The sequence below is a fragment of the Stenotrophomonas sp. TWI273 genome, from assembly GCF_039674765.1.
GTDB lineage: Bacteria > Pseudomonadota > Gammaproteobacteria > Xanthomonadales > Xanthomonadaceae > Stenotrophomonas.
The window spans coordinates 15,983-29,143 of sequence record NZ_JBDJOA010000006.1 but is presented as its reverse complement, the minus strand read 5'-3'; the positions used below and the strand labels follow the sequence as shown (position 1 = coordinate 29,143).

Here is a 13,161-nt window from a genome sequence, read left to right as displayed (position 1 = left end):
GTCAGGTCTCTCTCGTAATCGAAGGGAAAAGAAAAAATTCATGCAGCCCATCCGCACGGACGGGCCACGATCCGGCGGTAACGCTTATGCGATGCGGGCCGCTTCGTCGAATGACAGGCGAGGCAGCCGCGGGAACAGGCCCGAGGCGTCACCGTACCCCAGGTTGACGAGGAAATTCGACTTGATCGCGGTGCCCTTGAAGAAGGCTTCGTCGACCTTGGCGTTGTCGAACCCGGACATCGGGCCGGCATCCAGACCCAGCGCGCGCGCGGCCAGGATCAGGTAGGCGCCCTGCAGGCTGCCATTGCGGAACGCGCCTTCGGTGCGACCTTCACGCGGGCCGTCGAACCACGCCTTGGCATCGGTGTGCGGGAACAGGAACGGCAGCTTCTCGTGGAAGTCTTCGTCGAAGGCGACGATCACCGTGACCGGGGCGGCCAGGGTCTTGTCGTGGTTGCCTTCGGACAGGGCCGGGGCAAGCTTGGCCTTGGCTTCCGGGGATTTCACGAACACGAAGCGCGCCGGGCTGCCGTTGGCGGCGGTCGGGCCCCACTTGAGCAGCTCGTACAGCGCCTTCAGCTGGCTGTCGTCGACCGGCTTATCAAGGAAGGCGTTCTGGGTGCGGGCGGTACGGAACAACTGATCGAGCGCAGCATCGTCAAGGACGTGGGACATGAAGCCTCCGGAAACAAGGGGAATCGTTCGCGCATCGGCTACCGTGGCAGGGCGACCGCGCGATCGGCGAAGGCTGGCAGTGTAGAGTGTCGCGACAGTTGCAACACCCAGCCTGACTGAAACGAATTAATGCCATACGTGAAACGATGGAGTCCGCCCTGGACGATCACTGACGGCCGTGCCGGCAATGTGCGGCAGGCGGTGGCCCTGGCCACGGCATTGAAGCTGGGGGCGCATCGTCCGCTGGTGCTCACCCCGCGCGCGCCCTGGCGCTGGCTGGCCCCGCGCTGGTTGCCGGGTGCCGCCAACGGCTACGGCGAGGCCTTCGCCACGCTTGCCACCGAGGTACCCGAACTGGCCATTGGGTGTGGCCGCCAGGCCGCCGGCGCGCTGCGCGAACTGCGCCGCCGTGGCACCAGGGTCGTCCAGATCCTCGACCCTCGCCTCAGCCCGCGCCATTGGGACCTGCTGGTCGTGCCCGAACACGACCGCCTGCGCGGCAGCAACGTGCTCACCCTGCTGGGCAGCCTCAATCCGGTCAACGATGACTGGCTGGCCTGCGGCCGTGCGGCATTCGCCGCGTTCAGCGCCCTGCCCGGCCCGCGCACCGCGCTGCTGGTCGGTGGGCCGACCCCGCATGCGCCCTGGCACGAGCCGGACATGGTGCAGGTGTTCCAGCAGCTCGCGTCCCAGCTGCGCGAGGAAGGCGGCAGCCTGCTGGCCACGACCTCGCGACGTACCCCACCGGCCCTGGTCGGGGCGCTGCGCAGTGCGTTTGCCGAGGTACCGAATGTGATCTGGGGCGATGGCGGCGACGGCGTGAACCCGTATGCCGGGCTGCTGGGCTGGGCCAACCGCGTGGTGGTCTCGCCGGATTCGGTGAACCTGCTTTCTGAAGCGTGCGCCACGCGCATGCCGGTCGCCGTGGCCCTGGCCGACCAGGCGCAAGGGCGACTCGCACACTTCCAGCACGCGCTGCGCGAACGTGGCCGGTTGCAGACGCGCTGGCTGGACTGGCAGACGCAGGGCCGCATCGAGCCGCTGCGCGAGACCACGCGCGTTGCCGATGAAGTACGTGCGCGGTTGGGGATTCAGGCCTGACGGCATCGCGCAGCGTTATGATGCGGCCGCGGCCGGTGCCGCCGGAGACCGTGTGACATGGACGTACCCTGCGCTGCGCTGATCAAGCGCCTGCATCCCGCCCTGCTGTGTGCGGTATTGCTGGGCGCTACGCTGACCGCACACGCCGAACCGCAGTGCACCGAACGCTATCCCACTCCGGCCGCGTTGGCCTCCATGTTCGATGTGGCCTTGGCCACCACCGACGCGCTGGATGCACTCGAGGGCGTGGATGTGGTGCTGATCGCCCGCGGTGGCCAGGACCTGAGCAAGTACGGCCTGCGCCACAGCCATCTGGCCTTCCTGCTGCGCGAAGACGACGGCCAGTGGCGCGCGGTGCACCTGCTCAATCCGTGCAAGACCGCCGAGTCGCACCTGTTCCGCGAAGGGGTCGCCACCTTCATCGGCGAAACCTCCAGCCATACCGACCTGCGCATCGGCGTGCCGACACCTGCGCTGCGCGATGCACTCAAGGCGATGCTCACCCAGCCGGCGATCCAGGCCAAGGCGCTGCACGAGGCGCGCTACAGCGTGGTGGCCTATCCGTTCCGCACCGAGTACCAGAATTCCAACCAATGGGTGCTGGAAGTGCTGGGCGCGGCGATGGCGCAGGTGGAAGAGCGCACCCTGATCGTCAACCGTACCCAGGCCCAGCAATGGCTGCAGCGGCACATGTATACCCCCAGCACGCTGCACATCGGCGTGGCCAAGCGGCTGGGCGCGCGCTTCTTCGTGCCCAATGCCGCCGTTACCGACCACCCGGCCAGCGAGCGCATTTCCGGCAATTACTCGGTGGTGACGGTGGAATCGATCTTTGATTTCCTGCAACTGCGCAGCAGCCTGCAGCAGGAGCTGGCCGTGCCGCATGTGCCGGTGAAAGGCATTACCGCCCCCAAACCGTGAGTCAGCGGCGGGCAGCACGCCAGCGGGCATACTGCGGACCCATGTTGAGACATCAGAAGGATCTTCGATGACACGTGTTTCGCGCGCAGTCGTTGCACCGCTGCTGGCCATTGCCGTAGGCGCGGCCAGCCTGCCCGCGCCCGCGCAGGTGGTGGGCATCAATCACCCGGTGACCAGCAGCGTCATCGTCACCTCGGTGGTGAGCGTGGTCGTGGTGACCGCACCGGTGTGGCTGGTCTCGGCCGGCCTGAGCAAGGCCAGCGATGCTTCGGCCCGACGCAGCCGCGCGGCCAAGGACGCACGTGGCAAAGCCGGTCCGCTGCCGCCGCTCACCGTGGAGAAGGTGGAACGCACGCCCGAAGGCGGCATCGAAATGGCCCTGCAGAACCCGCAGGAACCGGACGCGCTGGCCGTGATTGCCTGGCCTGCGCGCGAAGACAACCCGGCAGCCGCGGTGGCGGTGGGCGACGTCCTGGCGCTGACGCCCACCCAGGGCGGCGCCGGCTGGACCGTGACCACAGCCGAGGGCACGGCCTTGGCCTTCCTGCCCATCGATGCGGCGGCGGCGCAGCCGAGTACACGTTGGTAACCCCTCGCTGTCCGCTGTCTTCTGGAGCTATTGAATGAACCGGATATCCCGTCCTGCCGCTGCGCCACTGCTGGCGCTGGCCTTGCTCGCGACCAGCCTGCCGGTCACCGCCCAGAACCTCAGCAATGCCTCACCGGTCACCAGCAGCGTCCTCACCACCTCGGTGGTGAGCCTGGCGGTGATCACCGCCCCGGTCTGGCTCAGTGCGTTGGGCGTGAGCGAACTGCATGACGCCGCCATGCCGCACAACCGCGCCGCCCGGGCCGCAAAGCGACAGAAGGCCGCTCCGATGCCGCCACTCACCGTGGAGCGCGTAGCGCAGCAACCGGACGGCAGCTACGAGGTGGAGTTGAAGAACCCGCAGGCCCCGGATGCACCGGCCGTGGTGGCATGGCCGGCGCGTGCCGACAACCCGGCGGCCGGCGTGAAGGTGGGCGATGTGCTGGCGTTCACCCCGACGCCGGCCGGTGCGGGCTGGATGGTGGCCAATGCCGAAGGCGCTGCGCTGGCGTTCCTGCCGACCCAGGACGCGGCGGCCACCAGCATGAGCGAACGCTTCTGACTGAACCGGCCCGGGCTGGCCCTCGGTCGGCCAAGCCCGGATAATCCGCCGTTCCCCTGACTCTTCCGGCTCGCCATGTCCGCGCGTCCTGCCATTGCCTTTGCCCCATTGACCCCGCGCTCGCTGTTGCTGGCGGTGCTGGCCATGGGCGCGGTAGTGCTGGGCTCGAACGTGCTGGTGCAGTACCCGATCAACGACTGGCTCACCTGGGGCGCTTTCAGCTACCCGGTGGCGTTCCTGGTCAGCAATCTGATCAACCGCCGCTTTGGGCCGGAGGCGGCACGGCGGGTGGCCTGGGCCGGGTTTGCGTTGGCGGTGCTGCTGTCGATCTGGATCGCCACGCCGCGGATCGCGGTGGCCTCGTGCCTGGCCTTCATCGCTGCGCAGCTGCTGGACATCACCGTGTTCGACCGTCTGCGCCGTGGACACTGGTGGCGCGCGCCGATGGTGGCGACCACCTGCAGCGCGACGCTGGATACGACGATTTTCTGGAGCATCGCGTTCGCCGGTTCCAGCCTGCCGTGGGTGAGCTGGGCGCTGGGCGATCTGGCGGTGAAGCTGACCATCGGCGTGTTCCTGCTGGCGCCGTTCCGCGCGTTGCTGTGGAAGATGGCGCCGCGCGCGGTGTGACATCGGGCGCCGATCGCCCGGTGTAGCGCTGGCGGTCGGGCATCACCCTGGGTCGGGCATCGCTATCGGTCGGGTATCGCTATCGGTCGGGTATCGCTATCGGTCGGGCATCACGATGGGTAGTGCCGGCCGCTGGCCGGCTCTGCAGAGTTCATGGGAGCCGGCCAGCGGCCGGCACTACCGGTGCCAGAGCACTGCGAAGTCGGTGACGGTGCAAACCGCCGTCAGCTGACGACATCGATCTGTTGCTGGAACGGCAACCCTGCCGCATCGCTTGCCGCGGTGATCATCGCGCGTGCTGCTTCCAATGCAGGTGTCGGTGGCGCCAGGCGTGGGCGGCGGTCCAGCGTGCAGGCCAGGCCCACATCCAGCAGCGCCGCATGCGCCTCATGCAGGCCAGCGCGGGTGCCGCCGGGCAGCCAGGCGATGTCGGCCAGCGCGTCGATCAGGCTGGGGGTATCGCGCGGTTGCACCACCTGCGGGTGCGTACCGGCGCTGTCTAGCACGCCGGTCTGCAGCAGGAATTCGAGATCGACGATGCCGCCCGCGCCCTGCTTGAGGTCGAGCCGCGCGGCGTCGCTGCGGTCCAGCTCGGCACGCATGCGGGCCCGCATCTTCAGCACATCGGTGTAGAGCACGGCGTTGTCGCGCGGGCGCGCCAGCGTCTGCGCGCGTACCCGTTCGAAGTCGGCCAACAGCGAGTCATCGCCGGCAATGGCACGGGCACGCACCAGTGCCTGGTGCTCCCAGGTCCAGGCGCGTTCGCGCTGGTATTCGGTGTAGCTGGCCAGTGAGGACACCAGCGCGCCTTTGCCGCCATCCGGGCGCAGGCGCACGTCGATGTCGTACAGGCGGCCGGCGGCAGTGACCGCGCCGAGCATCGCCATCACCTTCTGCGCCAGGCGCGCATACCAGCGGCCGGGGTCCAGCGGGCGGGGGCCGTCGCTGCTGTCCTGATCGGCCGGGTGATCGTGCAGGAAGACCAGATCCAGGTCCGAGCCGAAGCCCAGCTCCAGTCCGCCCAGGCTGCCGTAACCGATGATGGCGAAACGCCCGCCGGGAATGCCGCCGTGCTGACGCTGCATGTCGGTCTGCACCAGCGCGAGCACGGTGACGACCACCGCCTGCGCGAGTTCGGCCAGTTGCCGGGTGGTGTCGACGGCACGCTGGCGACCATCCAGCGTGGCCATCGCCATGCGGAAGCTCAGCGCCAGCCGGGTCTCGTTGAGCAGGCGCAGCGCGGCTTCGGGATCCTCGATGGTCAGCGCGACAGCGCACTCGGCCTGCATGCCCGCGGCGTCCGGCATCGGCCCGGAGACGCGCACGTCGAGCAGTTCATCGAGCAGCAGCGGATACGCCGCCAGACGCTCGGCCAGCAGTGCGCTGCGTGCAAGCACGTCGACCAGGCGTGCCAATGCGCTGGGCTGTTCGTCGAGCAGGGCGAGATAACTGGTCCGGCGCAGGATCGCCTGCAGCAGGCCGAGCACGCGCTTGAGCGCGGCATCCGGCTGCGGTGAGCGCGTGGCGGCGTGCAGCAGCGCCGGCAGCACGCGGTCCAGGCGCGCACGCGCGGCATCGGACAAGGACTTCACCCCGGAGCTCTGCGCGAAATCACGCAGCGATTGATCGGCGCTGCCGGCATCGAAGAAGCCGGCTTCGGCCAGCACCTCGGCGCTGCCGTTGTCGGGCAGGCCGCGCCAGTAGCTGGCCAGCGCATCCGGCGCGGCCTGGCCACGGCGCGGTGCGAGCAGTGCGGCGAACTCGGTGCTGACGCGCTCACGCTGCACATCCAGCGCGGCAACCAGCGCGTCCCAGTCTTCGTAACCGAGTCCGCTGGCGATACGCAGGCGGTCGGTGGTGTCGGTGGGCAACGCATGCGTCTGTGCATCGCGGAGCATCTGCAGGCGGTTTTCCAGGCGCCGCAGGAACCCGTAGGCATGCAGCAGGTCGGCGCCATCCTGCTCGGCCATCTGGCCGGAGGCGACCAGCGCCGGCAGCGCGTGCAGCAGACGACGCTCGCGCAGTGGGGCTTCGCGGCCGCCGCGGATCAGTTGCAGGGCCTGCGCGAGGAATTCGATTTCGCGGATGCCGCCGGGGCCACGCTTGATGTCGTCGTGCATCTCGCGGCGCGAGACCTCGGCGGTGATCGCGGCCTTCATCTCGCGCAGGCCATCGAGCGCGGTGAAATCCAGATAGCGGCGGTAGACGAACGGGCGCAGGGTCTGCAGCCACGCTTCGCCCGCGGCGATATCACCGGCGACGGCACGCGCCTTCAGCCAGGCATAGCGCTCCCAGTCACGGCCTTCGCGCTGGAAGTACTGGTCCATGCCGGCGAACGACAGCGCCACGCGCCCGGCATTGCCGAAGGGACGCAGGCGCAGATCGACGCGGTGGCTGAAGCCATCCACGGTGGTGTCGTCCAGCAACCGCGCGAGGCGCTGGCCAAGGCGTGCGAAGTACTCCTCGGCGGCAAGCGGGCGCGCGCCATCGGATTCGCCGCCCTGCGGGTAGGCGTAGACCAGGTCCACGTCCGAACTGAAATTGAGTTCACCACCGCCCAACTTGCCCAGCCCGAACACGACCAGCTGCTGCGCGCTGCCATCCGCCGCACGGACCACGCCATGGCGGCCGGTGAATTCCTGCTCCAGCGCGGAGAGCGCCAGTTGCAGGCACGCCTCCGCCAGGCGCGTGGCACCGGCAAGCGTGGCAGGCACGTCATCCTGCCCGGTCAGGTCGCGCCAGATCAGGCGGGTGGAGGCGGCGGTACGGTAGCGGCGCAGGCGCTGCTGCCATTCACTGGGCTGCAGGGGATCCAGTGCCGGCAGGGGCAGCGGTGGGCAGCCTTCCTGGGTGAGATGCGACAACAGCGCCGGCCGGCGGCACAGGGTGTCGATGGCGAAATCGCTGGTGACGGCCAGCGCGCGCAGGGTCTCCAGCATGGGCGCCGAAGGCGGCCAGTGGCCGGCGTCGGTCAGCGACAGGGCCAGGCGCGCCAGGGCGCGATCCACCAGGGGAACAAGGGCGTCGGGGACGCGCGCGGGCGCGGCGAGGTCGGAGATCGGCATGAGGGGATTATGCCCGGCGCGGGTCGCCCTGCAGGGCAGGAAGCGTGTTCACCGTTTGCGCGGTCATGACCGGGCGCGTGTCGACGCGCGAGACCCATCGGCGCCCCGGTGTTCCGAAGGCGAGACATAAAAAAGCCCGCTTGCAGCGAACTGCCAGCGGGCTCTGCTCCCTCCCCCACGTCGGGATGCAGGTCGATCTTCTAGGGTCGGCGACGAACTTGCACGCTGCACTGCAAAACAATACTTGCGGGTACAGAAGTAGGCCGGAAACCTGAACAGGGGAGCGACGAAGTGAAAACGCCATCCCACCAAGGTAGAACCCCTGCCCCTGCGTGGATCGCCGATAATGGAGATCCCCCCAAAAACGTTGTCGTCATGTCTGTCGATCGCATTGCAAACGCGCGTCTGCGTGACCGCGTTGTCTCCGCCGAGGCCGCCGCCGCCCTGATCCAGCCGGGTGAAACCGTCGCCATGAGCGGCTTTACCGGTTCAGGTTATCCCAAGGCGGTGCCGGTCGCGCTGGCGCAGCGCATCGAGGCGGTGCACGCCCAGGGCCTGCCCTTCCAGATCAGCCTGATGACCGGCGCCTCGACCGCACCGGAGCTGGATGGCGCGCTGGCCAAGGCCGATGGCATCGCGATGCGGATGCCCTTCCAGAGCGACCCGGATGCGCGCAACCGCATCAACGAGGGCAAGCTGGATTACATCGACATCCACCTCAGCCATGTCGCCCAGCACGTCTGGTTCGGTTTCTATGGCGATATCGATACCGCGGTGATCGAGGTCTCGGCGATCCGCGAGGATGGCTCGCTGGTGCCCTCCACCTCGGTCGGCAACAACAAGACCTGGCTGGACCTGGCCAAGAAGGTGATCGTCGAGGTCAACGAATGGCAGCCGGCCGGCGTGGACGGCATGCACGACATCTACTACGGCACCGCGCTGCCACCGCACCGCAAGCCGATTCCGCTGGTGCACGCCAACGACCGCATCGGCGAGACCGCGCTGCGCTGCGACCCGGACAAGATCGTTGCCGTCGTGCGCACCAACGGCCCGGACCGCAACAGCCCGTTCAGCCCGATCGACACCACCAGCGAGCAGATCGCGCAATACCTGATCGAGTTCCTCAAGCACGAGGTGGCCAAGGGCCGCCTGCCGGCCAACCTGCTGCCGCTGCAGAGCGGCGTCGGCAACATTCCCAACGCGGTGCTGGCCGGGCTGGCCAAGAGCGGCTTCCGCGATCTGAGTGCGTTCACCGAGGTGATCCAGGACGGCATGCTCGATCTGCTGCGCGATGGCGTGCTGAGCTACGCCTCCTGCACCGGCTTCGCGCTGAGCCCGCAGGCGAACGAGACCTTCAAGGAACACATCGATTTCTACCGCGAGCGCATCATCATGCGCACGCAGGAAATCTCGAACCATCCGGAACTGGTGCGCCGCCTGGGCTGCATCGGCATGAACGGCATGATCGAGGCCGACCTGTACGGCAACGTCAATTCGACGCACGTGATGGGCAGCCGGATCATGAACGGCATCGGCGGCTCGGGCGATTTCGCGCGCAACGGTTTCCTGTCCGCGTTCCTGAGTCCTTCGACGGCGAAGAACGGCAGCATCTCGGCGATCGTGCCGATGGTCAGCCACGTGGATCACACCGAGCACGATGTGTCGGTCATCGTCACCGAACAGGGCCTGGCCGATCTGCGCGGCCTGACCCCGCGCAAGCGTGCGCGGGTGGTGATCGACAACTGCGCGCATCCGGACTTCCGCGATCAGTTGAATGACTACTTCGACCGTGCGAGCCGTGAGAGTTACGGCAAGCACACTCCGCACCTGCTGCCGGAAGCGCTGTCGTGGCACCAGCGGTGGCTGGATACCGGGACGATGAAGGCATGATGCTGCACGGTACCGACCAACGGTCGGTACCTACCGGGGCGTTCTGTTTCCGTGTTGCAATGCACGGACCGGGGCGTTCTGTTTCGTGGTAGTGCCGGCCGCTGGCCGGCTCCACGCATTACCGTCCGCAAGCCCGGATGCGCGTTTGGTACATGAAGAGCCGGCCAGCGGCCGGCACTACCCGGGGAGCGGCCCCCGCGTGGTTCAGGATCCCGTCCGCAGGGCGGTCCCCGCGCGGTCAGCGATCGCTCGCCGTCAGCGGTTCCGCAGGCTCGCCAGCGATTCGGCCTGCAGCCGCTCGTAGATCGCGAACTCGTCCTCCACCTTGATGCCCAGCGCCTGCTCGAAGGCATCGCGGTTGGCGTGCGCGGCGTAGGCGCGTTGTTCGTCGCCGCCGAGATTGGACTGGAAAATGCCCGCGGCGCTGACCGGCAGGAAATCCTCGTAGACGATCGGGTCGGCGCTGGCCAGACCGGCGGCAATCAGCGCTTCGGCCGGGAGATCCGCAACGGCCGCCGGGTTGGCGCGACCGGCGTCGGTCAGGGCGTAGCGGTAGTACCCCAGACCCTCGCGGCGCAGGGTGTCGTGGTCGTCCGGGAAGGCGGTGAATGCCGCGGCCAGACGCGTCGGGTAATCCTGACCGGTACTCCCGGCGCCACCGCTGTCGCGCGCCTGCGCAAGCAGCTGGTCATACAGCGCACGGCCCTTGGGCGTCAGGGCGAGGCCCCGCTGTTCGATCTCGCCGAAACGCGCGGTATGCGTGCCAGCATCCCCAGCCTCCCCCGAGGGGAAGTGCACGGTTTCTTCCAGCGCCTTGAAGCTGGTCTGGCGCAGCAGGATCGGGCACCGCCGCGGTGGCGGACCTTCGATCACCGCCTTGGCGTCGATGCCACGGGCGAGCATGCCGGCCTGCGCGGCGTCGATATCCAGCGTGCGCGGGGTCAGGTGATTGATGTGCGGACCACGGAAGCTGACCACGTCGGCGATCAGCCGGTGCGCGTCGTGCAGCGCGTGATAGGTATCCAGCGATACCGTGGCATCGCCGTGCCAGCGGAAGGTCTCCAGCGCCTCGATGACGAAGCGGCGCGCATCGGCCTCGTCGAGGCCACCGTCGCGTTCGGCCTGCGCGATCAGGGCCAGCGCGGTGTCGGTGAAGATCCGGCGCTGGGCAAGAATGGCAGCGGACTGCTCGCGCAGCGCGGCGTTCTCGATCAGCTCCAGTCGCAGCAGCGAAGTGAACACGCGGAATGGATTGCGCGCCAGCGCCTGCGCGGTGCGCGGGCGAAAGGCGGTGGAATGCACCGGCACGCCGGCCACCGAGAGGTCGTAGTAACCCACCGGGTACATGCCCATCAGCGCGAACAGGCGGCCCAGCGTGGCCAGCTCTTCGGCGGTGCCGACGCGGATCGCGCCGTGGCGTTCCTGGTCGAGGCGGGCACGTTCGTCAGTGCGGTCCAGCTGCTCGGCCAGCGCCGGGTTGGCGGTCAGCACGGCGTCGTTGATCTCAGCCACCAGGTCGACCAGCGTGCCGTAGAGCGGCACCTCGGTGCGGTACATCGTGGACATCGCCTGCGCGAACAGGCTTCGGATATCGTCGGGTGAAACGAAACGGTCGGTGCTCATGACGTACTCGGCAACGGATCACGGGGGAAGGTGCAGCAAGCGCTGCATTGTCGCCGAGGGCGTGGGTTACCGCGATCTGCACAGCAACAAAGAGACAACCGGGTAGGGCCACCCCATGGGTGGCTGCACGGAATGCAATGGTCGCAAAGGGCAGCCACCCATGGGGTGGCTCTACCCGATGGCACCCGGTGGATGCGTGCGCGGCAACTCAGCGCGCGGGTGGCGTGGGACTGCTCGCCGCACGCTGGCGCTGCTCGCGGTTGCCCAGCTGGCGCTGCAGCGTGGCGTCGAGCTTCACCGGGCGGTCCCAGTGGTCATGGCTGGCGACGATGGCGTGGCGCAAGGCGCGCCAGTGCAGGTTGGTCGGCGTGACCGGCAGCTCGGTCACCACCGCTTCCCAGCGTTTGGCCTCGCCCTCCTGCGGCACTGCGCGCGACCACGCCTGCACGCTCTCGCGGCAGGAACGTTCGATCACATGCGCCCAGAAACAGGCGAAGTAGATGTCGCCCGCCTGCCAACCGTGAGTGTGCATCAGCGCGGCGATGTAGCCGCGCGAGACGCCGGCATAGCGCGAGACTTCATCCAGAAAGCTGTCCGGGTAGCGCTCGGCGTAGTGGTTGATGTCCTGCAGCTGGGTGTCCACCCAGGCATCGCCGGTGTCCACCACGTAGGCGGCGGACTGCTCCGGGGTCTGCTCGGCCGCGGCTGCCCAGGGCAGCATCAGCAGCAGCGCGAGCAGGCCGGCGCGCATCATCCGGCCTGTACGGCCTTGGCTTCGATCGTCCGCAGGGCCTGCGGCCAGTCGAAGGCGGTCGGCGCGTCGACCATGCGCGGTTCGTCATCGGCCACGCCGTGCTGGGTCTCGTGCGCCCAGGTCACCGCGTAGGGAGTGTGGATGCCCCAGCCACCGAGGGTGATCACCGGTTCGATGTCCGAGCGCAGCGAATTGCCGACCATCACGAAGCGCTTGATCGGCAGATCGAACTCCTCCAGCACGCGGGCATAGGTTTCCGGGTCCTTCTCGGAGACGATCTCGATACGCGGGAACAGGTCGCGCAGGTTGGCCACCTTGATCTTGGCCTCCTGATGGAACAGGTCGCCCTTCGTTATCAGCACGACCGGGTAATCGCGGGCGATCTCGGTGACCGACTCACGCACGCCGTCGATCAGCTCGACCGGGTGGCGCAGGGTGTCGTGGCCGATGTCCAGCATCTGCTGCAGGTCGCGGGCACTGATGGTCTGGTTGGTGATCTCGATGGCGGCTTCCACCATCGACAGGGTCATGCCCTTCACGCCATAGCCGAACACACCGAGATTGCGCTGCTGCACTTCCAGCAGGTGGCGCGCGGTCTGCGTGTCGTGCACGTCGATGTAGCGCGACAGGATATCCAGATAGTCCTGCTCGGCCTTGCGGTAGAAATCCTCGCTCTTCCACAGCGTGTCATCACCGTCAAAACCAACCAGGCCGATAGCGCCTTGCGGCGTGGGCAGGGAAGTCATCATCGGCCAAGGATACCAACAGCGGCCCAGCGACCCCACCCCGGCGGCGCATAAAGAAAGGGCGGCCGAAGCCGCCCTTTCCCCCTCACTGCGCTACCGGTGTCCCGGTCCTTACTTGCTCTGCTGGGCGCCGTTGCCGGCGGCCTTGCCCTGCTGGGCGGCCACGTACGCCTTGTATTCATCCGGCGAGAGCTCGCCGTCCTTGTTGGTGTCGGCCTGGTCGAACACCTGGGCAAGGCCCGCGTTCACCTGTGCCTCGGCCTTACTGATGGTGCCGTTGCCGTCGGTATCGACGCTGGCCCACGTCTGGCCACCGCCACCACCGGCCTGCGCGGAGGCCTGTGCGGCGGCGTTGGCAGCGGTATCTGCTGCGTCGCCCGCCTGCGCTGCCGCCTGCTGTGCCTGGGCGGCCTGATTCTGCGCCTGCGCGGCACTCTGCTGTGCCGACTGGGCCATCGCCGGAATGGCCAGCACACTGCCTGCGGCGACGATCAGGGCGATCAGGGGCTTGCGGTTGCGAATAGTCATTGGGGTGGTCTCCTTGGTAGGTATTGCGCGGCCTGTTGTTTCCGCACGGCCCCACACTGCCACCCCGTTTGTGAATC

General features: G+C 68.0%; 12 protein-coding genes. 6 read left to right on the top strand and 6 right to left on the bottom strand.

The window, feature by feature from the left end; translation table 11 throughout:
- Positions 1 to 84: 84 nt before the first annotated feature.
- Positions 85 to 675: a malonic semialdehyde reductase gene (locus tag ABE571_RS09980; RefSeq protein ID WP_088434587.1), complete on the bottom strand. Its 591-nt coding sequence runs from the start codon at positions 673 to 675 to the stop codon at positions 85 to 87.
- A gap of 129 nt (positions 676 to 804) precedes the next feature.
- Between ABE571_RS09980 and ABE571_RS09975 the strand changes: the two genes are divergently transcribed.
- The 5 genes from ABE571_RS09975 (at position 805) to ABE571_RS09955 (ending at position 4,478) form a co-directional block, all read left to right on the top strand.
- Positions 805 to 1,776: a mitochondrial fission ELM1 family protein gene (locus ABE571_RS09975; RefSeq protein WP_313211647.1), complete on the top strand. Its 972-nt coding sequence runs from the start codon at positions 805 to 807 to the stop codon at positions 1,774 to 1,776.
- Positions 1,777 to 1,833: 57 nt separating this feature from the next.
- Positions 1,834 to 2,697 (top strand): DUF2145 domain-containing protein, encoded by an 864-nt coding sequence (locus tag ABE571_RS09970; RefSeq protein WP_313211648.1) that lies wholly within the window; start codon positions 1,834 to 1,836, stop codon positions 2,695 to 2,697.
- Positions 2,698 to 2,764: 67 nt separating this feature from the next.
- The gene (locus ABE571_RS09965) at positions 2,765 to 3,286 is read left to right on the top strand and encodes a hypothetical protein (protein WP_346493645.1); all 522 of its coding nucleotides are present in this window, start codon (positions 2,765 to 2,767) and stop codon (positions 3,284 to 3,286) included.
- A 34-nt stretch (positions 3,287 to 3,320) separates the two neighbouring features.
- A complete protein-coding gene (locus ABE571_RS09960) occupies positions 3,321 to 3,848 on the top strand; it encodes a hypothetical protein (protein WP_346493644.1) in 528 nt (175 codons plus the stop codon).
- Between the two features lie 75 nt (positions 3,849 to 3,923).
- Positions 3,924 to 4,478 (top strand): queuosine precursor transporter, encoded by a 555-nt coding sequence (locus tag ABE571_RS09955; RefSeq protein WP_259261656.1) that lies wholly within the window; start codon positions 3,924 to 3,926, stop codon positions 4,476 to 4,478.
- A gap of 224 nt (positions 4,479 to 4,702) precedes the next feature.
- On the opposite strand, the gene glnE is transcribed toward ABE571_RS09955, so the two are convergent.
- Positions 4,703 to 7,543 carry a bifunctional [glutamate--ammonia ligase]-adenylyl-L-tyrosine phosphorylase/[glutamate--ammonia-ligase] adenylyltransferase gene (glnE, locus tag ABE571_RS09950; RefSeq protein WP_346493643.1) on the bottom strand — a complete coding sequence of 947 codons (2,841 nt, stop codon included), beginning with the start codon at positions 7,541 to 7,543 and terminating at the stop codon, positions 4,703 to 4,705.
- Between the two features lie 375 nt (positions 7,544 to 7,918).
- Between glnE and ABE571_RS09945 the strand changes: the two genes are divergently transcribed.
- On the top strand, positions 7,919 to 9,433 hold the full coding sequence (locus ABE571_RS09945; RefSeq protein ID WP_070471520.1) for an acetyl-CoA hydrolase/transferase family protein: 1,515 nt from the start codon (positions 7,919 to 7,921) through the stop codon (positions 9,431 to 9,433).
- 255 nt (positions 9,434 to 9,688) lie between these two features.
- Here ABE571_RS09945 and ABE571_RS09940 read toward each other — a convergent pair whose 3' ends face one another.
- The 4 genes from ABE571_RS09940 to ABE571_RS09925 all read right to left on the bottom strand — a co-directional run bounded on the left by ABE571_RS09940 (position 9,689) and on the right by ABE571_RS09925 (position 13,084).
- Positions 9,689 to 11,056, bottom strand: coding sequence for a VOC family protein (locus ABE571_RS09940; RefSeq protein WP_346483472.1), 1,368 nt, complete (start codon positions 11,054 to 11,056; stop codon positions 9,689 to 9,691).
- Between the two features lie 208 nt (positions 11,057 to 11,264).
- A complete protein-coding gene (locus ABE571_RS09935) occupies positions 11,265 to 11,810 on the bottom strand; it encodes a hypothetical protein (protein ID WP_313211657.1) in 546 nt (181 codons plus the stop codon).
- Positions 11,807 to 12,559: an HAD family hydrolase gene (locus ABE571_RS09930; RefSeq protein WP_313211658.1), complete on the bottom strand. Its 753-nt coding sequence runs from the start codon at positions 12,557 to 12,559 to the stop codon at positions 11,807 to 11,809. Before ABE571_RS09930 ends, ABE571_RS09935 begins: the two co-directional genes overlap by 4 nt.
- A gap of 108 nt (positions 12,560 to 12,667) precedes the next feature.
- On the bottom strand, positions 12,668 to 13,084 hold the full coding sequence (locus ABE571_RS09925) for an EF-hand domain-containing protein (protein WP_259262113.1): 417 nt from the start codon (positions 13,082 to 13,084) through the stop codon (positions 12,668 to 12,670).
- Positions 13,085 to 13,161 lie beyond the last annotated feature (77 nt).